This window comes from Pseudomonas sp. HR1 (genome assembly GCF_030175875.1).
In the GTDB taxonomy this organism is placed as follows: Bacteria; Pseudomonadota; Gammaproteobacteria; order Pseudomonadales; family Pseudomonadaceae; genus Chryseomonas; species Chryseomonas oryzihabitans.
The window spans coordinates 619,969-642,271 of sequence record NZ_JASNRF010000003.1 but is presented as its reverse complement, the minus strand read 5'-3'; the positions used below and the strand labels follow the sequence as shown (position 1 = coordinate 642,271).

Annotated in this window: 16 protein-coding genes; 2 read left to right on the top strand and 14 right to left on the bottom strand. The window is 61.1% G+C overall.

Annotation, left to right across the window (positions count from 1 at the left end; translation table 11 throughout):
* Positions 1-24 precede the first annotated feature (24 nt).
* Positions 25-807, top strand: coding sequence for a helix-turn-helix transcriptional regulator (locus QKY98_RS14350; protein WP_074584381.1), 783 nt, complete (start codon positions 25-27; stop codon positions 805-807).
* A 394-nt stretch (positions 808-1,201) separates the two neighbouring features.
* On the opposite strand, the gene QKY98_RS14345 is transcribed toward QKY98_RS14350, so the two are convergent.
* The 9 genes from QKY98_RS14345 to QKY98_RS14305 form a co-directional block, all read right to left on the bottom strand.
* Positions 1,202-1,561, bottom strand: coding sequence for a RidA family protein (locus QKY98_RS14345; RefSeq protein ID WP_027596893.1), 360 nt, complete (start codon positions 1,559-1,561; stop codon positions 1,202-1,204).
* Positions 1,522-2,688 carry an NAD(P)/FAD-dependent oxidoreductase gene (locus tag QKY98_RS14340; RefSeq protein WP_284671114.1) on the bottom strand — a complete coding sequence of 389 codons (1,167 nt, stop codon included), beginning with the start codon at positions 2,686-2,688 and terminating at the stop codon, positions 1,522-1,524. The genes QKY98_RS14345 and QKY98_RS14340 overlap by 40 nt, the downstream gene beginning before the upstream one ends.
* A 13-nt stretch (positions 2,689-2,701) precedes the next feature.
* Positions 2,702-4,081 (bottom strand): FAD/NAD(P)-dependent oxidoreductase, encoded by a 1,380-nt coding sequence (locus tag QKY98_RS14335; protein WP_284671113.1) that lies wholly within the window; start codon positions 4,079-4,081, stop codon positions 2,702-2,704.
* Positions 4,078-4,425, bottom strand: coding sequence for a (2Fe-2S)-binding protein (locus tag QKY98_RS14330; protein WP_074584385.1), 348 nt, complete (start codon positions 4,423-4,425; stop codon positions 4,078-4,080). Before QKY98_RS14330 ends, QKY98_RS14335 begins: the two co-directional genes overlap by 4 nt.
* Entirely contained in the window at positions 4,415-5,554 is a 1,140-nt protein-coding gene (locus QKY98_RS14325; RefSeq protein ID WP_284671112.1) for an NAD(P)/FAD-dependent oxidoreductase, read from the bottom strand. The genes QKY98_RS14330 and QKY98_RS14325 overlap by 11 nt, the downstream gene beginning before the upstream one ends.
* Entirely contained in the window at positions 5,551-6,348 is a 798-nt protein-coding gene (locus QKY98_RS14320; protein WP_284671111.1) for an ABC transporter permease, read from the bottom strand. The genes QKY98_RS14325 and QKY98_RS14320 overlap by 4 nt, the downstream gene beginning before the upstream one ends.
* A 5-nt stretch (positions 6,349-6,353) precedes the next feature.
* Positions 6,354-7,226 carry an ABC transporter permease gene (locus QKY98_RS14315; protein WP_150338357.1) on the bottom strand — a complete coding sequence of 291 codons (873 nt, stop codon included), beginning with the start codon at positions 7,224-7,226 and terminating at the stop codon, positions 6,354-6,356.
* Complete coding sequence (locus tag QKY98_RS14310) at positions 7,213-8,286, bottom strand: ABC transporter ATP-binding protein (protein WP_074584388.1); 1,074 nt, start codon at positions 8,284-8,286, stop codon at positions 7,213-7,215. The genes QKY98_RS14315 and QKY98_RS14310 overlap by 14 nt, the downstream gene beginning before the upstream one ends.
* 229 nt (positions 8,287-8,515) lie before the next feature.
* Complete coding sequence (locus QKY98_RS14305) at positions 8,516-9,589, bottom strand: ABC transporter substrate-binding protein (RefSeq protein WP_284671110.1); 1,074 nt, start codon at positions 9,587-9,589, stop codon at positions 8,516-8,518.
* Between the two features lie 223 nt (positions 9,590-9,812).
* Here QKY98_RS14305 and QKY98_RS14300 point away from each other — a divergent pair, with 223 nt between their 5' ends.
* Entirely contained in the window at positions 9,813-10,706 is an 894-nt protein-coding gene (locus QKY98_RS14300; protein ID WP_284671109.1) for a LysR substrate-binding domain-containing protein, read from the top strand.
* A 433-nt stretch (positions 10,707-11,139) separates the two neighbouring features.
* Here QKY98_RS14300 and QKY98_RS14295 read toward each other — a convergent pair whose 3' ends face one another.
* Genes QKY98_RS14295 through zorA1 form a run of 5 tightly spaced genes read right to left on the bottom strand, consistent with a single transcriptional unit; the run spans position 11,140 to position 22,120 of the window.
* Positions 11,140-14,241 carry a type I restriction endonuclease subunit R gene (locus QKY98_RS14295; RefSeq protein WP_284671108.1) on the bottom strand — a complete coding sequence of 1,034 codons (3,102 nt, stop codon included), beginning with the start codon at positions 14,239-14,241 and terminating at the stop codon, positions 11,140-11,142.
* Between the two features lie 9 nt (positions 14,242-14,250).
* The gene (zorD, locus tag QKY98_RS14290) at positions 14,251-17,499 is read right to left on the bottom strand and encodes a type I Zorya anti-phage system protein ZorD (RefSeq protein WP_284671107.1); all 3,249 of its coding nucleotides are present in this window, start codon (positions 17,497-17,499) and stop codon (positions 14,251-14,253) included.
* Positions 17,499-19,175, bottom strand: coding sequence for a type I Zorya anti-phage system protein ZorC (zorC, locus tag QKY98_RS14285; RefSeq protein ID WP_284671106.1), 1,677 nt, complete (start codon positions 19,173-19,175; stop codon positions 17,499-17,501). Before zorC ends, zorD begins: the two co-directional genes overlap by 1 nt.
* Positions 19,176-19,913 carry a type I Zorya anti-phage system protein ZorB1 gene (zorB1, locus tag QKY98_RS14280; protein ID WP_284671105.1) on the bottom strand — a complete coding sequence of 246 codons (738 nt, stop codon included), beginning with the start codon at positions 19,911-19,913 and terminating at the stop codon, positions 19,176-19,178.
* Between the two features lie 11 nt (positions 19,914-19,924).
* Entirely contained in the window at positions 19,925-22,120 is a 2,196-nt protein-coding gene (gene zorA1, locus QKY98_RS14275) for a type I Zorya anti-phage system protein ZorA1 (RefSeq protein WP_284671104.1), read from the bottom strand.
* Positions 22,121-22,303: the final 183 nt, after the last annotated feature.

The following is a 22,303-nucleotide window of genomic DNA, read 5'->3' as shown; positions in this document are numbered from 1 at the left end:
GGGTAACCCCATAGGGGTAGACAGATGACCATGACCTTGCACGACATCGCCTTCCATCAGACCGTGGCCGAACTCATCGAAGCGCTCGAACGCCCGCATTTTTGGCGTGCCATGACCCGCGCGCTGGAGCAGTACGTACATCACGACAGCTGGGTGGCCCTGATCTTTAGCGAGGGACGCCCGCAGGTGTTAGCCGAAAGTCCCGCCGACGACGGTGCACCGGACCGGCTCTTTCAGGACTACCTGCACGGCCTGTACCTGCTCGACCCCTTCTACATCGCCAGTCGCGAGAGCCAGCGGGAAGGTCTCGTGCGCTTGAGCGAAATCGCGCCTGACTGTTTCGAGCAAACGGACTACTACCAGCGCTATTTCAGCCTCAACGTGGTCGCTGACGAGGTGCAATTCAATGTTGCCCTCCCCAGTGCTCGAACGCTGTGTCTGTCACTGGGTTCACGGCAACGGTTTCAACCCGAGCAGATAGCCCTGCTCTCCCTGGTAGCCCCCTGGGTTACGGCACTGGTGCGCCAGCGCCTGCGGTACGAGCCGGAGCCCAGCGAGCCAACAGCCGCTCCTCCTTGGCAGGAGCGCCTTGAACGGATGGCTCGCCAAGTGGAAACGGCGCTGACCGGTCGCGAGTTGGAAGTGGCGCGCCTGGTCCTCAGCGGGTACTCCAGCAAAGAGGTGGCGCGCAAATTAGCCATTTCGGCTGAGACCGTGAAGGTGCATCGCAAGCACGTCTACAGCAAGCTGGGCATCAAGTCGCAGTCGGAGCTGTTCGCGGTGTTCCTGCAGGCTCAGCGCGGATGACGGCAGCAAGCTGGGTAAGCCGGTGACCTAGGCTTCATGGTCTAGACACGCCTATGAACCATGCCGATGCGGATCTTCATGCGTCTATGCTAGGCGAGTTGCCTGCATCATCGCTCAGGGGTTATTGGACGAGAGGGTCCGCCGAAAACTTTCCGGCTCCCGGTACACCAGCGCTCAAGCGACTACCGTCGAGTAGACACGGCGGTTGGGCCTGGTCGAGCAACCTTGCCAGCCCTAGGCCTCCCCCTTTGCCCGACGAACGTCTTACATCACGCACCCGCTCCAGCGATCTTCGCAGGTGTGTAGCCAGGTCAGCCGTACCCCACAAACGGGCTCTGCTAAAGGTTTGAGATAAGCGCAGCGTCCCATCGAACGCGAGCCACTGCGCCTGTCTTCACTCCGCCGCCGCGACAATGGCGATCTCGACCAGCAATTCCGGTGCCGCCAGCCTGGATTCCACCGTGGCCCGCGCGGGTGCCTGCCCTTCCGGTGCCCAGGCGTCCCACACCTCGTTCATGCCGGCGAAGTTGGCCTGGATGTCCGAGAGCCATACCTGGGCGCTGAGGATGCGCGTTTTGTCCAGGCCGACCTTGGCCAGGTAGTCGTCGATCTTCTGCAGCACCTGCGCGGTCTGCCCCTTGATGTCCTGGGTGCGATCATTGGCCGTCTGGCCGCCGACGAAGGTGATGCCGCCCTTGTACTGGACGACCCGGCTCATGCGCTGGTTGGTTTCGATACGGGTAATGGGTTGCATATAGGCTCCTTGGGTTGCCTGGGGGTTGAGAAATCTCTGTGGAAGCGATCGATGGCAAAGGCCGCGAGATCGATGGGTGAAGACTCGCCCAGCACCAGCTGCGCGACGCGCTGGCCGGTGCCGAGACTCATCTGGAAACCGCTGCCGCAGTAACCGAACGAGTAGGTCAGGCCACTGGCGCGACTGCTGCTTGAGATGACGGGCAGATCGTCCTCGGTAAAGGCTTCGATACCGGACCAGGCACGGTTGATGCCCAAATGCCTGAGGTGCGGAAAAAGATCCGTCACGGTCTGGGCGCTGGTTACGAGCCGAGCGATATCGACCTCGCCGTGGCGGGCATCGAAGTCCAGAGCACCGATCAGCTTGCCGCCAATGACCACCGTGCCGTTGTCGAACTGCTTGAAGGACAGGGCGCGACCGGTGGCGCCGAGTACCTGCCTGCAGAAGGGCGCTACCCGGTGGGTCACCATCAACATCAGGCCTTGCGGATAGGTGGGTACCGGCTCGCCCACTTCGGCAGCCAGGCGCCCCGCCCAGGCACCGGCCGTCACCACCAGCTGGTCCGCATCGAACCGCCCTTGGCGCGTCTCGACCTGCCAGCACGTGCCGCGCTGGGTGATGGATAGCGCAGGCGTCTGTTCATGCAGCACCACACCCAGGCGCTCCGCTGCATGCCGAACCGCCGTCACTACCTGGTAAGGCGTCGCGTAGCCATCGTCCGCCACCCAGATGCCTCCCACCACATGAGGCGCCACCGTCGGGAGGAGTTCGAAGACCTCCTCCCGATTGATGAGCACCTCATGGGTGAAACCGTGCGCCTGGAGGTGGGCGACTCGGTCCCGGCATTCCTGCAGTTCTGCGTCGGTTTCGGCCAGCTTGAGCTGGCCTCTGGCGACAAAGCTCGCGTCCGTTCCCAGCAGCGCCGGCAGGTGGTGCCAGAGCGCGCGCGACGCCAGCGCTAGGGGGATTTCCGCCAGGTGCCGGCCAAGCGTCCGCACCCCGCCGGCGTTCACCCCGGAGGCATGTCGCCCGGCATAGTCGGCTTCGAGCACGATTACCCGCACGCCGCGCTGCGCGAGATGCCAGGCCGTGCTCAAGCCATGCAGCCCGGCGCCGATGACGATCACGTCCGCCGTCCTGTCAGCCACTGGCGAGTTCTCCCAGGGTGATGGGTTTGATCGGTGGCCGAATGCGGTAGTAACCCACCTCGTCGGGCGTGAGTCCGCGGGACTTGGCGATGATCTCGGTGACGGTCAGTCCACACATGCGTCCCTGGCAGGGCCCCATGCCGCAGCGCCCGAAGGATTTCGCCTGGTTCGGACCACTGCACCCAAGCTCGACGAAGCGCCGGACGTCGCCCGCCGTTACCTCTTCGCAGCGGCAGATGGTGACGTCGTCACGCGCGGGAATCCGGTTCTCCTCGCGCGGGCGATACAGGGCATCGAGGAAGGGGCGGATACGCAGGTTGCGCTCCAGCTCCGCACGCAAGGGAGCGGCCTGGGCATCGCGCTGCGCCGGGGTGATCTGGCCAAGACTACGCGCCAGCCCCAGTGCCGAGAGTTGTCCTTGCAGCGCGGCCGCCTGGGCACCACCGATGCCCGCGCCATCGCCGGCCACCGAGATGAAGGGCACGTCGAGCGCGCCCCACTGATCGACTTCCGGGACGAAGCACAGCTGCGCGTCATCCCAACGATGCTGGGCCCTCAGCGCCTGGGTGAACTGGATGTTCGGCACCACACCCTGGTGCAGCAGCACGGTGCTGGCCGGCAAGCGATGCGACTGCCCATCGACGACGAAGCTGAGCGCCTGCGCCTGCCCTTCCCCCTCGACCTGGAGTTGTTCGGCACCGGTGTAGTGCGGGACCTCTCCTTTGCGCAGGGCGCGCAGCAGCGAGACGCCCTTGCGCAGATAGGGCCAGGCCCGCAGCGCCGCCAGCAGGTGCCCACGGGCGCGCCAGTAATCCTCACGGCGACTGGTGTCCACCATGCCCACAATGGGTATACCCGCCCGCAGGTATTGCCAGCCGAGCAGGTAGAGCAGCGGTCCGCACCCGGCCAGCACCACCGGTCCCTGCGGACCGATGCCAGCGGTCTTGAGCAGGATCTGCGCGGCCCCGGCGGTCATCACACCGGGCAGGGTCCAGCCGGGAATGGGAAAGGGTCGCTCCATCGCACCGGTCGCCAGCAGCACGGCCCTGGCGGCGAAGGAACGTACCTGTCCGTTCTTGAGATAGTGCACCTGACGCTCGCGGGTGATCTGCCAGACGGAGGCACCCGTCTCATGGCGCACGGTCGTGCTCTTCACCGCATTCGCCAAGTCGGCGCCAGCCGCATAATCCGGCCCGAGCAGCGTACGCCGTGCCGCTGAGGCGCTGTCGATACCGCGATAGATCTGTCCGCCGACCGCCGACTGCTCATCCAGCAGCACGACGGAGAGTCCCAGGTCCGCCAGGGTGCGGGCCCCGGCCATGCCGGCCGGGCCCGCGCCGATGACGACGACGTCCACAGGTTCGAGATTCATGGCTGCACCTCCATCACCACGGGTTCGGCAGCGGTGAAGGGCAGCTCCCGGGCGCCCTGCTGCGAACGGATACGCATGCCGTCGGCCGCCTCGATCAGGCAGCTCTGGCGACTCGGCACCCCATCGATCTCGACCAGGCATTCGAAGCACACGCCCATCATGCAATAGGGTGCACGGGCTTCACCGCCCACCGGCGAGGTGCGGAACTGCCGTACGCCGGCCAGCAGCAAGGCGGCGGCAACCGTGAGACCGCTCGGTACCTGGAAGGCCTGGTCATCGAAGGTCAGGGTGATGAGGCGGCCGCCTTCGGCGTCCACGCGGCGAAACAAGGAATCAGTGGGCATGGGAAAACACCTCCCCCGTAAGAAAACGTTCGCCGGCGAACACCGCCAGCTCTTCTGGCTGTTCACCGCCCCGAACCCAGGGCGCGATCCGGGTCGCGTGCGCCGCGGCCAGGGTCACGCCGCTGTGGCAGGTGACGACGAAGGCACCGGGATGCGAGGCGGACTCTTGATAGATCGGATAGCCATCCGGGCTCATGACGCGCAGGGCGCCCCAGGCGCGCACCAGGCGTACGTCAGCCAGCAGCGGGAAGGTGCTGACGCCGCGCTGGGCGATCCGGGCGAGCACGTCGGTAGTGGTCAGGTCGTTGAAGCCGACCTCCTCCATGGAATCGCCGAGCTGCACGCTGCCCTCGTCGGTCTGGCGCACATTGATCGTCGGGTAGTCGAGGAAGGGGCGAACCCGCTCACTGACCAATACCTGCCCCCGATTCGGAGCGACCGGCACATGCAGCCCGACCTGCTCCCCCAGCGCTCGATTGCCCAGGCCTGCCGCCAGCACCAGGCGCGGCGCGGTGAAGCGCTGCCCCGGCGTGACCACGGCGAATTCGCCCGGCGCGGAATCGATCCGCTCGACCGACATCCGCCCCAGTATCGTCGCCCCGTGGTGCCGCGCCCCGGCGTGCAGAGCGCGCAGCAGCTTGAGCGGATTCACGTGGCCATCCATGGGCGTGTAGCTCGCCCCGACGACATTCGGCCCTATGCCGGGCAAGCGCGCCCGCAGATCCGCCTGATCCAGCATCTCGAAGGGGTAATCGCCCAGACCGGCCTGCATACCTGCCAGCCGCGCCTGGCGCTCCGCCAATTCCTGGTCGGAAAAGCACATGTGAAAACCGCCGGGCTGCTTCAGGCGGACATCGACATCCGTCTCCTGCAGCAGGCCTTCGGCCAGCCCGGCCCAGGCCAGCGCGGAGGACCTTGTCCAGCGCGAATATTCGAGGCGGTCGAAACCCTTGCCCTGCACCCAGACCAAACCGAAGTTGCCCCGGGAGGCGCGGAAGGCATCATCGCCCTGGTCGAGCACCAGGGTCCTGGTGCCGGCTTTGGCCAGGCCATAGGCGACCGCCATGCCGACCAGGCCGCCACCGACCACGATGACGTCCGCCGAGGTCGGTACGCTGCTGTCGTTCATTGCTTCTCTCCGATCAACACCCGATCCAGGCCGACCAACCGATCTAGTATCAACATCACCGCCAGGGTGCCCAGGATCAGCACCGTGGAGGCTGCCGTGATCAAGGGGTCGATGGTCTGGGCGATCTGGTTGTACATGGCGACCGGCAGGGTCGTGGTGCCTGGCGTGGCGACGAAGACCGTCATGGTCAGCTCGTCGAAACTCTGGATGAAGGCGAGCAGCCAGCCACCCACCACGCCGGTGCGGATCCGCGGCAGGATCACCCGCCAGAAGGTCTGCAGCCGATTGGCGCCCAGGGACAGCGCCGCGTGCTCCGCATCGCGCTCGAGGCCGATGGTGGACGCCAGGGTCAGCCGCAAGGCATAGGGCAGCACGACGATGACGTGGGTGATGCTCAGGGCCCACAGCGAGCCGCCCACCTGGGCGAGGGAAAAGAAGCGCAGGAAGGCGATCCCCAGCACCACCGAGGGAATCATCAGCGGCGACATCAGGAAGCCCGTGATCGCCCCGCGGCCGGGAAAGTCGTAGCGACTGATGGCCAGCGCCGCGGGGACCGCTAGCAGGGTGGCGACCGTCGCCGACACCAGGCCCAGCTTGAGCGACAGCCAGAAGGCATCGACCATTTCCTGATTGGCCCACAGTGCCTGGAACCAGCGCAGCGACAGCCCACCGGAGGGCAGCGAGATGAAGCCTTCGCCGGTAAAGGACACCGCCATCACCACCACCAGCGGCGCGACGATGAAGGCGATGAAGAGCGTATGAAAGGCAAGGGAGAAGAAACCGTTCCGGTACATGGCGATCACTCGAAGACGTGTTTGAAACGGCGCTCGGCCAGCCGGCTGCAGCCCACCACGATCACCAGGTTGGCGATCAGCAGCAGAACGGCTATGGCGGCGCCCAGCGGCCAGTTCAGCGAGCCGAGGAATTCGTCGTAGGCAGCCGTGGCGACCACCTTGAGGCGTCGCCCGCCGATGATCGCGGGGGTGGCGAAGGCCGAGGCCGCCAGGGCGAAGACGATGATCGAGCCCGAGAGGATTCCCGGCACGATCTGCGGGAGCACCACCCGCCTGAAGGTCGTCATCCGCGAAGCGCCCAGCGACAGGCCGGCCTGCTCTACCTGCAGATCGAGCTTTTGCAGGCTGGCCCAGACGGCGATCACCATGAAGGGCACCAGCACATGGGTCAGCGCCAGCACCACGCCGAACTGGGTAAACATCATGCGGATCGGAAAATCGATGATGCCCAGCGCCTGCAACGCCTGGTTGATCAGGCCATTGTTGCCCAGCAGGATGGCCCACCCCAGGGTGCGCACCACGACCGAGATGAGCAGCGGACCGAGCACCACGAGCAGGAACAGCGATCGCCAGGGCGCCCGCATCCGGGCGATGATGAGCGTCTCCGGTACGCCGATCAGGACCGAGCAGATGGTCACGGCGAGCGCCATTCCTCCGGTACGCAGGAAGATCTCGTGGAAATAGTCGTCGCCGAACACCTCCAGGTAGTTGGCGAGCGAATACACGGGAATGACGCCCTTGGTATCACTGAACAGGTTCAACGACAGCATAGCGGTGAGCACCAGCGGCGCCGCCAGCAGGGTCAGGAAGACGAGAAGCGCAGGGCCAGTCAGCAGCCAGGGGGCACTGCCGACGCGCTCGGCATCATAGGTGGCCATGGGACACCTCCCGGCCGAGCAGGCGCAGGTCATCGTCCAGCCAGGTCAGGCCCACCTCAGACCCTTCCAGCGGCGGCGGCGCGCCGAGGTTCGGCTGCGTCAGGTTCACCGGTCCCAGGGGGCTCTCGACGCCGATCAGCCAGAGGTTGCCGAGGAACACCCGCATGCGCACCGTGCCGCGCAAGCGCGCTTCGGCCGGCTCGGCCAGGCGGATCTTTTCCGGCCGCAGGTAGACGTTTACATCGCCGTCGAACTGATGCCCCTCATGAGGGATATGCAGCATCAGGCCGTCGACCTTGACCTCGTAGCAGCGCGGCTTGCGGGTCTGGACGGCCCCAGGGAAGGCATTGGTCTTGCCCAGGAAGCTCGAGGCGAAGGGCGACTGGGGCCGCTCATAGGTCTCGAACGGCGAACCGATCTGCACGATGCGCCCGCCGTGCATCACCGCGATACGGTCGCTCATGGTCATCGCCTCCACCTGGTCATGGGTGACGAGGATGGTGGTGATACCCAGGTCGCGCTGGATGGCGCGCAACTCGATGTGCATGTCTTCGCGCAACTTGGCGTCGAGGTTCGACATGGGCTCGTCCAGCAGCAACAGGTTCGGCCGAATCGCCAGCGCCCGGGCGATGGCCACCCGCTGACGCTGCCCGCCGGACAGGGCCTTGGGATAACGCTCGCCCAGGCCCTGCAGCCGCACCATGTCGAGTGCCGATTTCACCCGCTCTGCCCTATCGCTACGCGACACGCCGCGCATCTCCAGGCCGAAGCTGACGTTCTCGGCCACGGTCATGTGGGGGAACAGCGCATAGCTCTGGAACACCATTCCCAGTCCGCGCTTCTCCGGCCGGACATGGGTGATGTCACGCCCGTCCAGCACGATGCGCCCGGCCGTGGGCTGTACGAAGCCGGCAACGCTCTGCAGGGTCGTGGTCTTGCCGCATCCTGAAGGGCCGAGCAGGGACAGAAATTCGCCTTTCTCCACTGCCAGATCGAGTCCGGCGATGGCGGTGAAATCACCATAGGTTTTGACGAGGCCGTCGAGGATCAGGAAAGCCATGGGCATGCCTCCGACGATCACGAAGGCGTGATCGCTATTCGTCCAAGAGAGGTGGGAGCGACCGGTTAGCAAGGGATAACCGGCGGCTCGATCATTGAGCGAGGTGGAACCGGACGAGGGTGAAATGGACTCAGGGCCTGCTATAGCGGGCGGAGGGATAGCCCGAAGCTGCCTCCTCTCCATTCGCAAACCCTAGCGTCATTTCATCGCCGTCTGGCCGGTACGCCCTCTACCGCTCGATGGTCCTGTTCCAGCGCGTCGTCCACTCGGAACGCTTCTGGTTGATGGTGTCCCAATCGACCTTGAGCAGGCTGTCGACCTTTTCCTGTCCGTAGGGCATACGGGCAGCCAGTTCTGGCGGCAGCTTCACGGTGCGATTCACCGGCGCGAAGCCGTTACTTTCGGACTGGATCTTCTGGATTTCCGGCGACAGCACGTACTGAATGAATTGCTGGGAGAGTTCGGACTGTGCATTAGGCGTGACGGAGCAGGCGGCGACCTGGAGGGCTACGGCACCCTCCTTCGGATAGATGAACTTGAGCGGAAAGCCGGTGTTCTGCAGCGCCACCGCACGGCCACTGCCGTACACCGCCATGACCACATCACCGTTCTGCATCATCCCGTCCATCTCACCGGGCGCACTCACCCAGGCCAGCACGTTGGGCGCGATCTTCTTCTCGAACACCGCGAAACCCGGATCGATGTCTTTCTCGCCGCCGCCATTGAGCCGCGCCATCTCGATCAGCGAATGCAGGCCGTAGGTATTGGTGATCGGCGGCATGCCCAGCAGTTGCCGATACTTCGGATCTTCAAGATCAGTCCAGGACGTCGGGGCCGCCCACCCGCGCTTCTTGAAGGCTTCTTCGTTGTAGCCGATCCCGGTGGCAACCATACCTACCGCAGTCGCCTCGGGACTCAGACGCGCCAGGGGATACAGGTCCTGGTAGACAGGCGCATCCGTGAGCTTTTCGCAGAACCCGAGCTGCAGCGCCTGGTACATGGGGCCGTCGTCCATCATGGCGACGTTGATCTGTTGCCGTCCTTTCTGCGCCTGCAGCTTGGCCAGCGTTTCCGTCGAGTTGCCCGACACATACACGACCTTGACCCCATGGGCCTTCTCGAAGGCAGGAATGACGCGGGTCTTGTACATCTGCTCGGTGGAACCGCCGACGCCGGCGACGTATAGCGTCGGTTCAGCGTGAGCGGTAAGCGTCATGCCAGCGGTCGCTGCGGCCAACAGCAGCGCGGACAGACCCTGACGCCAGGAGATGGATGAAGTACGGACGAGATACGGACTGGTCACGGGCAATGCTCCCTTTTTTGCGTTGCGGCAGATCGAGAACGTCGTGAGGACACGACCGGAAGATCTAGGCATCCGCCTCCGAGGACATCGCGGTAACCGCCATTCGGAAACGCTTTCTTTTTATGGGGCCATTTGGCTTGTGACCGAGTATTGTCAGCCTAAACCCATAGGGTCAAATACGAAGGTACGGGTTAAGTATTCATATTTGATATGGAGAGTTCTGTTGAATCTCAGACAGATCGAAGCCTTCCGCAGCGTAATGCGTCTAGGCTCCATGACCGCGGCCGCCGAAGCCCTGCACACCTCGCAGCCCAACGTCAGCCGACTGATCGCCCAACTGGAGCTGAGTACCGGACTCAAACTGTTCGAACGCGCGGGGGTACGCCTGATACCTACGAAGGAAGGCAGCGCCTTCTTCCAGGAAGTGGAGCGTGCCTATGTAGGGTTGGATAGCCTGCGCCAGTCGGCCAAGAACATCCGCAACCTGGGAACCGGCCGCCTGCGTATCGCGGCAGTACCCTCAACTGGCCTCACACTCATCCCCCACGTCATCAAGGACTTCGTCGCGACCCGCCCTGAGCTGACCGTCTCCCTGCACATGAACGCCTCGCCCACCGTAGTGCAGTGGGTACAGTCGCAATTCTGCGATTTGGGTGTCGTGGTCCAGCCCAGCGACGCCGGCCCTCTGGAAACGCTGCTAATCACCCGGCTCCGCGCCGTCTGCGTCCTGCCGCCAGGCCATCGCCTAGCGTCACGGGAGGTCATCAGAGCTCAGGATCTCCACAGCGAGAACTTCGTCTCCCTCTGCCATGGCGATGGCACCCGCGAGCAGATGGACAGGGTCTTCGAACAGGCCGGTGTCGAACGCAAACTCGCCGTGGAAGGCCAATACAGCTCCATCACCTGCGAGATGGTCGCCGCCGGCATGGGCGCCGCCCTCATGAGCCCGAATGTCGCCCAGGATTTTCTGCATAAGGGCATCACTATCCACCGCTTCGAGCCAGAGCTCCTATTTCCTGTTTACGTGGTAGCCCCCACAGGGTCTGGCCAAACGCCTTTGGCCACAGATTTTATTCAAGCGTTACGTACGCATTACTCGAGTCATTTCCCTTACTAAACCCATCCGCAGGGCCTTTCCTAGCAGCAAAGTGATCCGGGTGAGTGATCGGCTCTCATGGCGTGGTTCAAGAATATGAAAGAGGAATTGGGCACGAGCATCAGCCGGGATGCAGCTCCCTGCGACGAGCGCTAAAGGCAGCTATGGCGCGCTGAAAGCTAAGCCCCCGTGCGTTTCGCTGAAACTGGATCAGAACCCAAGATCAAACGCAGAAGCTTTTCGCAGGCATCCCGCTGATTAATGAGTTGATTCAGATGATCCAGGCCGCTGTAGCCGGTAATGACCAGCACATCGCTCGGTCTGCACAAATTTGGCATCAACACGAAATAGATTTACGGGCCGAGAGGTAGATCGGCATCCGTGCCTGTGATGCCAGGTCGGTACAGCTCAGCGCTATCTCATCAAACAGCGATGCCTGCATGCTACCTCCGGACTACATCCACGACTCACACAGCGACTCAGCTTGTGCCAGCACCAAATGTGCCGCCGCCTCCTGCTGATCTGGCGGATATTTGTATTTGCGCAGAATACGTTTCACCAACAGCCGCAACTTAGCTCGCACGCTGTCACGGTTGTTCCAGTCCACAGTCACATTCTGGCGCAAGTTCGCAGTCAGTTCATGGGCGATCTTGGCCAAGGTTTCATCACCCAATTCGCGTACCGAAGCCTCGTTATTAGCCAAAGCATCGTAGAAGGCCAGCTCGTCGTCATTGAGCCCAAGCTGATCACCACGTTTGCCGGCAGCGGCGAATTTCCTAGCCATTTCGATAAGCTCTTCGATCACCTGAGCTGTTTCGATCGAGCGATTCTGGTAGCGCTTTATCACGCTATCGAGCAGCTCGGAGAATTTCTTCTCTTGGGCTAGATTACTGGTGAACTTGCTCTTGATCTCACCCTCCAGCAGGCGCTCCAGTAGCTCAACCGCCAGGTTCTTCTCCGGCAGATTGCGCACCTCGGCAAGAAACTCGTCATCGAGCAGGCCAATATTGGGCTTGTCCAAGCCAACCGCCGCGAACACATCAACGACATCCCCAGAGACAACTGCATTGCCGATGATCTGGCGGATGGCTAGCTCGCGCTCTTCATCGGTCTTTTTCTTGGCGCTGATCTCGCGCTTCGTCAGCAGCACCTTGATGGCCTGCAGGAAAGCCACTTCCTCACGTACCGCCTTGGCCTCGTCCAGGGTGCAGCACAGGGTGAAGGCCTTGCTCATAGCCAGAGCATTGTCGGCAAAGCGCTTCTTGCCATCCTCCAGCCCCAGCACATGGTTGGCGGCACCGGCCAGCAGCTTGTGCCCGCCGGTCAGGAAGTCGCCGTAATCGAAGCCATGCAGCAGGCTGCGCAGCACGTCGAGTTTTTCCTCCAACACCGCATAAGCTTCATGGGCATCGACGGTGGGCCGCCCCCTGCCTTTGCTGGCGGTGTACTCCTTGAGCGCCGCCTTCAGCTCGTTGGCAATGCCGATGTAATCCACCACCAGGCCGCCCTGCTTGTCCTTGAACACCCGGTTCACCCGGGCGATGGCCTGCATCAGATTGTGGCCCTTCATCGGTTTGTCGACATACAAGGTATGCACGCAAGGCGCATCGAAGCCGGTCAGCCACATGTCGCGGACGATCACCAGTTGCAGCCGATCGGCAGGATCCTTGAAACGCTTTTCCAGACGCTTCTTCACCTGGCCGGGATAAATATGCGGGCGCAGCAGTGCCTTGTCCGAGGCACTGCCGGTCATGACGATCTTCACCGCGCCCTTCTCCGGATCCTCGTCGTGCCATTCGGGGCGCAGGGCGATGATCTCGTTGTACAGGTGCACGCAGATCTCGCGGCTCATGGCCACCACCATGGCCTTGCCGCTTTGCGCCTGGTTGCGCTCCTCGAAGTGCGCCACCAGGTCGGCTGCCACACTCTTGATACGCGGCTCGGCGCCTACCACCTTTTCCAACGCGGCCCAGCGCGACTTCAAGCGTGACTGCTGATCTTCTTCCTCATCTTCGGCCAGTTCGTCGACCTCGTCGTCGATATGCGCCAGCTCTGAGTCTTTGAGCGACAGCTTGGCAAGCCGCGACTCGTAGTAGATGGCCACGGTTGCACCATCTTCCTTGGCCTGCTGCATGTCGTAGACGTGGATGTAGTCACCAAATACCGCACGGGTGTCGCGGTCTTCGCTGGACACCGGCGTACCTGTGAAGGCCACAAAAGTGGCGTTGGGCAAGGCATCACGCAGGTGCTGGGCATAACCCACCTGATAGCGGGCACTTGCCTCGGCAACCTTGAGGTCCGGCGCCTTCAATGAGGCACTGAAGCCGTACTGGGTGCGGTGCGCCTCGTCGGCGACCACCACGATATTCGAGCGCGTGGACAACACCGGGAAGCTGTCTTCATCCTCGCCCGGCATGAACTTCTGGATGGTGGCGAAGACAATGCCGCCACTGGGGCGGTTGGCCAGTTTCTCGCGCAAGTCACTACGGGTGGCCACCTGCACCGGCTGTTCACGCAGCAAATCCTGCGACAGCGAGAACACGCCGAACAACTGGCCGTCCAGGTCGTTGCGGTCGGTGATAACCACGATGGTCGGGTTCTCCATCGCTGCGTCCTGCATAACCCGGGCGGCGAAGCAGGTCATGGTGATGCTCTTGCCTGAGCCCTGGGTATGCCAGACCACCCCGCCCTTGTGCGTGCCGCTAGGGCGCGAGGCGCTGACCACCTGCTGGATCGCCGCACGTACCGCATGAAATTGATGATAGCCGGCGATCTTTTTCACCAGCCCACCGTCATCCTCGAATAGTACGAAGTAGCGCAGATAATCCAGCAGCATCGGCGGCTGCAGCGCGCCGCGCACCAGCGTCTCCAGCTCATTGAACTCACCCAGCGGATCCACCGAGCCCCCATCGATGGTGCGCCAGCGGGCAAAGCGCTCGATATCGGCAGACAGCGAGCCCATGCGCGCCTCGCTGCCATCGCTGATAACCAGAATCTCGTTATAGTGAAAGACGTCCGGGATCTGCTCCTTATAGGTCTGCAGTTGATTGAAGGCCTTGCCAAGATCGGCATGCACATCCGCGGAATTCTTTAGCTCCAAAAGCACCAAGGGAAGGCCGTTGACGAACAGGATGATGTCCGGCCGGCGTGTATGTTTAGGCCCCTGGATACTGAACTGGTTGATCGCCAGCCACTCGTTGGCTCGCACATCGGCCCAGTCGATCAACCGCACGAAATCGCCGCGGGTCTCACCGTCCTTCTGGTATTGCACCGGCACACCGCCGACCAGCAGACGATGAAACAGGCGGTTGGCCGACAGCTGCACCGGCACACCTAGCTCCAGCACCTGGCGCAAGGCGTCCTCACGCGCCGCCAGCGGGACCTGCGGATTGAGTCGAGCGATGGCCGTGCGCAGGCGCATGGTCAAGAGCACGTCGCGATAGCTCTCGCGCTCGGGGTTATCGCCGTCGTGGGCGATATCCGGACCATACAGATGCGCGTACCCCACCTCACTGAGCCAGCCGAGGGTTTCCTGCTCCAGCTGATCTTCAGTCATTGTTCAATCTCATCCTTGCGCCCTTAACAATTCCCCAAACTCAGATGCCTGAAGCTCAGATGCTCCATGCAGCATATCCCGCGCCAACGCGCGTCGCTTCTGTAGCAGCTCATCCAGCGTCGCCTCAAATGTAGGCATCCCTTCATCACGCACAGTCGGGTAATAGACGTACACGTCCTTCTCCTGACCAATCCGGTAAGCGCGATCAGTTGCCTGATCCTCTTTGGCCGGATTCCAGCAGCGAGTGAAATGGATAACGTGGTTCGCCGCCTGCACGTTCACACCAAACCCAACCGCAACAGTGGAGAGGATTATCACCGAGAAACCCGGCTGCTCTTGGAAACGATCAATCAAGCGCTGCCGGCTCTGCGCACTCTGGCTGCTGGTGCTGGTATCACCATTGATTACAGTGGGTTTGAATCCGAATCGCTCCTGAATCGCATGCTGCAATTCACGCTGGATGTCCCGCAACTCGGTGAACAGAATGACCTTGTCGCCATTGCCCGAACGCGCGATGTTGTCCAGCGTGCCCAAGAGCCATTGGAGCTTCGGGGAGTGCTCCCTCAAACGAGGATCCGGCTGTACGCCGAACGGGTGGGCGCACACCAGTTTGAGCTTGTGCAGCAGGCCGAGCATGCCGCTCTCTCGCTGCTCTAATTGCTCCTGCATCTGCTGCTTCTGTGTGTACAGGGCAACCTCGGAAAAATAGAGACTGCGCTGCAACGTGTGCATCTGCAGCTTACGACATCCCTGATCCTCGATTTTGGCTGGGAGATCCTTCGCCACATCCTGCTTGGTACGCCGCAATGTCTGGGGTTCGATAAGCCCACGCAGGCGTTCAAGCGCCGCCGTGTCCCGCTCCATGCCGGCCTCAATGGGGCGTTGATACTCCCGACCGAACTGATTCAGCCCCCCCAGGAAGCCCGGTTGGATAAAGTCGAAAAGACACCACAAATCGATCAGCGTGTTCTCCACCGGCGTTCCCGTGCAGGCGATACGGAATCGCGAGGGGATAGCTTTCGCCGCTTGCGTGATCAGCGCCGCCGGGTTCTTGATCTTCTGCGCCTCGTCGCAGATCACGATGGCCCACTGCTGCCGCGCCAAGGAGAGTTCCTGATCACGCAAGGTTTCATAGGTAGTCAGCACGATACGAGCGTCGCCCATCCAGCCCGGCCGCAGAAGATTTTTTATCCCCTTGGCCTGCAGATCCCCGGGAATCTCGTCCTTCTTGAACTTCACGGCGCTGAGCGCGCCGCCATAAAGCTTCAGTACCGGCAATGCATCCGCATAGAAGAAGCGCTGCAGCTCGCGCTCCCAGTTATCCAGCAGGGAAACGGGGGCAACAATCAGAACCGGTTTACCCTGCGGGTTCTGCTCCAAATACCAGACCACGAAGGTCAGCAGTTGAATGGTCTTACCCAAGCCCATGTCATCGGCAAGCAAGCAACCTGCGACATGATCCGGTGATAAGCCAAACAGGTGCTGCATCCATGCCACACCTTTCATTTGATGATCGCGCAGCTGAACTTCGGGCCGAAGCAGCTCCGGAATATCGGCATTGGCATGCCGCCCCGCCAACAGTGCCACCTCGCGGCGGTGGGCGTAGGTCGCTTCTTCAATGTTGTGCTCGATATGCAGCACTGCACGACGGGCTGCCGGCTCAGCAGGAGATGATTTAGGCTCGACCGGATTAAGTTTTTTCGACCAGGCCTCATAAACTTGCTCCGCTACCTGAAAAGTTAGCGGGGTTTCAGTACCCGGTAGACATACCTGTTCATCACCTGCCATACGCGCCTGGTCGATGCGGTGCTCAAATTCTTCAAAATCTTCGCGGCTGGCAGGATCCCACTGGCTGAGCAGTTCGCCATCCACCCCAAGCTCTTTCACATCTGCCGGCAACCAGTTTTCCGTTGACTCTTTCACCAAAAATGGGGATGTAATGCGCTCCGCCTCACCAATACCGACGACGCGATCACCATACGAGGCCAAATCCAGCACCGCCTCGAATGTCTGCCCGGCCTCCTGTCGCTGCCAATGGCGCAAAAGCTCATTGACCCCTGCCAATTGCGCGAGGTCGAAGTCACTCAGTTCCAGCTCATAGCCCTGCCAGAATCCTGCAGGCATACCAGCCGCCAACTTGACTTGCAGCTCATTCACGAATGGTGCGAACTCATGAGCAAAATCGAAGCGCAGCTCGACTTCGGGTAGCGGCTTGGCCGAGATGGGCTCAAGGAACAGACCAACCGACTGAATATGTTTGCCGTCTTCGCCCAGGCAAGGCTCCAGGCGGAAACGATGGAAGTAGATGCCCGCGTCGGCCAGTTGCTCCTCATACTCGTCCGCATCAACAACCTTCTCGGCTGCATCCCCGATCACACTGTAGGGGTTGCGCACCAGTGACAGCGCTTCATCACCGGCTACCCGCCGCCCCGGTAACGCGCGAACAGATTCAAGCACCGCCTTTACATCCGGCTCAATCAGCACGTGCGTCACCGTTCCATCGGCACCCGGCACCCTGTACTTATCCTGCACCTGCTTGTAACCATCGAAACTGGCCAACCAATTGTCAGGCTGCCCATCAAACGCGACATCCAACTCGATAATCGGCGTACCGGCGACAACTGCCTTACGCGGCTTCAGCTTCAAGTGCTCAGGCTTGACCACCACAGTTTTGTCGAGGAACCCGTCCAATCCCGCACCAGCGCGCTTGGCCAACTTACGGATATTGGCCCAACCGATCTGGTTGGCGATTTCTCCCGGAGCCTGCTGCTGAGTGGCATGCAGGTCCCGAATGGCCTTCAAAAGCTCCCAGACCGCTCGCGGAAGCATCTCAGTGGTGCTGGCGTAGCGCACCACGGCGCCAACACGCTCGAAAATAATTGAGTTGCCCGTCTGCGGGTTACGCCAGGACTGGATAAACACCTTGAAATCCGGATCCGACAAGCCACCCGTGCTGGCCAACTGTGGCTGTAGCTCGGAAATCGCGGGCAAGCCAAGTAAAGGAAGGCTGCTAGCGTGCTCCGGATCATCCAAGAGCTGATAGATCGACTCCCAAGGCAACAACCAGCGATCACTCAGTTGGCTGGCATAGTCCTCTTCAAAGAGCTGATCCAGGTAGGCAGCAACGGGCCAGCTTGCATCGTCATAGGCCAGACTCAAGGCATAACAAAGACCTTGTTCTTCGATCTGGTAAGCACCAGGTGCTGCCCCCTTGGCAAGCTGGGAACGATCCTTCCCGGAAAAAAATCGGCCGAGCATCAAAGCCTCCAGAACATGAGTGCATTGTTTTTCACAGCCTTGAAGCCGAGGCGCAGCAGCGCTGTTTTGGCAGCCGCATCATCCCTGGCAAGCAAAACCTGGTAGACCCCGCTGGTCGAGCGGTGGTCGAACGTCTTATAAGGCACACTGCCCAACATCGACTCAACCTGCACGTCCAGCGAATTACCCGCAACAGATGCAGACGCAGCACTTTGGGCGGTGGGCTTGTCTTCGGAAACGCGGGGGTGCGTATATAAAGCTGGACGCTGCGCGACGATTCCCAACGCTCGGAGCTCGTCATCAAACTTATCCAGCCACCCTTCGACCACATTGGGTCGCCGCGGGGCTGGAGCGTGGGACATACGCTTCAGCGCCCGTCCTTGCTGCTTCAGCTCAGTTGTCAGCCCCAGCACCTGTTTGTCCGGATTGAATGGAGCGGCATCAGCACGATAGACGTAGCACGCATTGCCGGTACCGGAGAACTCGACAAAAAAGTAGTTGCCTATCTGCATCACCACCGCATTGTTGTGGCTCGGCCCACCGGTAAGCTGACTCAAGCGCCCTTTGTTTTTCTCGCGGAAGGCCACGAAATCACTACCCCGGTCATGCCACGCATCGCCACCCATCACAATCCGCGTATAGCTCATTTGATTGGCAAAGCGCAGCCAGTAGAACAGGCGCGACTGGTCAACCTCCGCCTCGCCCTTGAGCAAGGTGAAGAAGTGCTCCAGATCTTCCTTGGCGAACCAGGCCACCACCATGGCGCAGACAGCCTGCTCCACATACTGCAACCAGGCGTTCTGCTTGGAACGCATCTGTGGGCTGCCCCAGTGCTCCAACGCAGCCTGCTTGAGTAGCGAGGACGACTGCTCGCGATATCGCGAACGGTGATAACGAGTCAGGCAGGCACTTAGCACCTGATTGAGATAGCGCGTATTCATTTGCCCCAGAGCTACCAACTCCGGCAGGCGCTTTAGGAAGGTTTCGTCATCCAGCAGGAAAATGCGCGAAAGCAGAACCGCAAAAATCCGCTGCCACAACCAACTGCTATCCGGCACCTGGGCAATGGCCTGCAGAGAGGAAAGGTCACGCGCCCGGCCCTCGAATATCTCCTCCGCCAGACGGGTTCCAGCCTGAGCGCCGAACAGTTCGCGATGCTCAGCTACAATGCGCATCCACTCTTTCTCACGACCAATACGCTGCCTGACAGCATCAAAGCCGCAATCAATATCGTCACGCAGCACCCGCCAGTTCGCGTTGTCGTCGGGTTTGTGCTCATCGTAGGCAAAGTAGCTGAAACACAGCGCCAGCCAGTCGCGGCGGCTAAGTGACCGCTGCTCGATACGGCCAGCCACCTCCCGATGAACACGGTCAAACAGCTGATCGTCCTCCAGCACCGGAACACTGACTTCATCGTCATCGGCCAACCCGGCGAAAACCAGGCGCCACTCCGATGAAGTCAGCGCCTGCTCGCGCTTGAACTTGCCAAGTGCCAGCAAGCGTTTCTCACGGGGCGGTGCCAAAGCTTTTTCGACCTGATCAAAGCGCCGAGAAAGCTCAGTGCTGGCGCGTTTCAGCGCCACCAAGCCACTGAGCCCGGCATTGCCGCTACGCTCATTCTGGCGCTGCAAGCCGGAAGCGATGGCCGCCGACAGAGACGACAGAGCCCGGCTCATCTAGCGCATCTCCAACTGGCATTTCTCGTTTGCCGCGTAAGCAAACTCAAGCGCTGGTTCCTGACCTTCATGCCCCTGATCCTTGAGCCCGAAGAACTGCATGCGCAGCTCTACCCGCCGACTCTCCTCCTTGCTCTCCTTGGCATTGTTGAACGACACACCGCCAGCCAGGAACATGGAGCGAATCTGCTGTTGACGCTCAGCTGAAAGCCCTTTCTGCACCGGGCTGCGGCTATCGAGCAGACTGCACATCACCCACTCCGAGCGCTGCAGGGAGAGGTGCAGGTTGTACAGGTAAGAGCCGTCCGTATCGGTGAAGCCCTCGATCACCACCTGCTTGAGCCACTTGCGCCCCTCTTCGCTGTCAGCGGCATCCAAGATCAACGGCACAACATCCTGCAAGGCTTGCTGCCCCTGGCTGTTGAGGAAGTATTGATTGTGGCCAAAGCGCCCAGCCTCACCGAAACTAATGCGGTTATCCCGGCAGTCCACCACGATGGTGGAGTTAAGATCTCCCGCCCTCAGCTTGAGATCCCGGCAGAGCTTCGTGATGTCCTTGCCGCGCTGTTTCTCGCCTTGCTCAGCCTGCTGAATGCGCTGCGTCACCGAGCTCAGCGAGGCCACCATCACTACCAAAAACAAGATCATCATCGCCGTCATCAGGTCAGCGAATGAAATCCAGAAAGGCTTCTCGCCCTCGTCACGCGCCCGAGCGGGAGCGGCTGATTTGCCGAACATGCTCTACCCCCTCAGCGGCGCTGAACGCGCTCCATAATGTCACCGAAGTCTTCCAGGCTTTCCTTAACCCCTTCGACACCTCCGGCCAGGCTGGTCATCGCCTTGTGTAGCTCGGCGTCCAGACTCCCCAGCGTCTGCCGCAAGCTACGATCTACTCCCTCGCTAAATTCGTTGAAGCCCTTGCCCAGCACTGCGCTGATCTGCTCCAAGTAGTCGTTCACTTCACGATTGAGCGCCTGTAACCGCTCGCCTTGCTGCTTCAAATCATGCAAGTATTGGCTGCGCCCTGCAGACTCGCCCTGAGCAGTGGCGACCACACCTTGAATGACCGCAAGCGTCTGATTCAGTGCTTCACGGTTATTGCGATAGTCGGCCACCACACTGGTCAGTTCACGGGAAGCGCCGACCAAATCGCCGCTCGTGCCCTGCAGCGCACCCAGCACGCCCGCAGTCGCCTCGCCGGCTTTACTTACGCTCTGCCCGGCGCTGTCGAAGCGCTCGGCTGCCACGCGCATCTTCTCGGCACCTTGTTGCATGCTCTGCAGGTGTTGCTCGGTTTGCGCTCCAAGCAGTTTTAGGCTGTCCTGCATCGCGCCTTGCTGATCGGCGACAGCATCCAGCAGGGTTTTCACCTGCTCTTCCAGCCCGCCAACCATCTCGCGCGTACCACGGTGCAGTTCGACCTGGGCTACCTTGCTGGCCTGGTCCATCTGCGTACGGCTATGCTCAAGCTGCTTGAAGAGGCCGCCCAACTGCTCGCCCAGCACATCAACCGAGCTGGCGATCTTGGCCATGGTCTCCTGCTGGCCCTGGCCCATGCTCTGCTGCATGGAGTCGACAAAAGCCTGCAGATTTGCCGCCATGGCCTGCTGACGCGCTTCGCTATCAACGAACAGCTTCTCCAACTGCTTGGCCATTCGCTCACCTGCTCCCTCACCTTCACTGCCGATACGCGCGATGGATGTCTGCAGATTGGCCAGCATCTCGTTCATCCCGGCCTGCATGCTGTTTTGCCCGGCCTGCATATCGGCCAGCAGCTGCGCGATCATCTTGGCGCTGTTCTGCGAAGAGGACTCACCAGCCAAACGCATGTCTTCCACCAGGGTATTGAAGCCCTGCTGCATGGACTGCATGGCTGTCACCGACTGCCCGAGCATCTCGTGCAGACCGTTGAATTGCTGCCCGAAGGTACTCTCCAGCTTGCTCATAAAAGCAGTGAGCACATCTGTCAGGAGGTTTTGCACCTGGCCACTCTGCTCGCCGCTGGCAGACTGCACCGCACCGGCAATTTGTTCTAACGGCGCCTTCAAGCTGCTTTCGATTGCACCGCCGATCTGCTCCGCAAGCACCTGCCCAGAGTCACGGTAACTGGCGGACAACGAGTCCGCTAGTTTGAGGCTTTCCCGAACCTGGGTATCGACCAAGTTCTGCAGCATCTCGCGTAGGTCAGTAACTAGACTGTCTTTGAGCTGACGAGTCTGAATCGAGCTCTCGTTGCTCGACTTCACCAGCTCGGCGAGGTACTCCTCTCCTACTCCGCTATCGAACAAACCATCAATGCTTTCGGTGAGCGTTTCCAGATGCTTATAGCAGCGGCCCAAACGCCACTTTTCGGTTAAGGTCACTCCAATAGAGGCAAAGATCGAAAAAAAAGAGCCGAGAAACGCAAACAGCACATCTTTGAGCAATTGATCGACGCTGGAGCTAACCTGCTCAGGCGTACTGGGGTCGAAATGCTGCAGACCCAGCATCAAACCGAAGAAAGTTCCGACGATGCCAATACCCGTCAGAATGCCCGGTAAATGCTTATAGAACTCTGTTCCCAACGGCGTTTCTACGACTGTCTGGGCGGTAAAGAAATGCCCAGCCGCGGCAGTAGCTCGGGAGCAAAGCAGACGCTGCTCTCCCGCTTGAATCTCATGCTGGTCATGCAGCGTTTCGGCATACTCCTGCCACGCATGGCCCAGTGGGCGCTCCCTGAAAAGCCGTTCTAACTCGCTGCGGCGCTTGCCTGGCTGCTGCTCTTTGATGGAACGCACCTGCCGGGTAAGGCTCTTCAAGCTTCTACTGAGTGCAAAGGAACGCAGGAAGTAGCGTAGCAGGTACCAGATGCAAAGAACCGTGACCAGGCTGCACACAAACACAGGGGCGATAAGCTGCTCCGGTGTCGCTGTATTCCAGAGAGCCACCCACCTCGAATAATCCATACTTGTTTCGTCCGTATTCTGTGGCCCTGCAGCCGTTACTTATATCTGAAACCAACTGGCAAGCAACCTTCAGGCTCTTGCGCCCCATAGCAAAGCACTCGCGCTCTGCTAATTAAGCAATGCACACTGCAATGATCGCGCTCGCTATTGGCGGTACGCGAAAAACAAGCTCAAGCTATATTT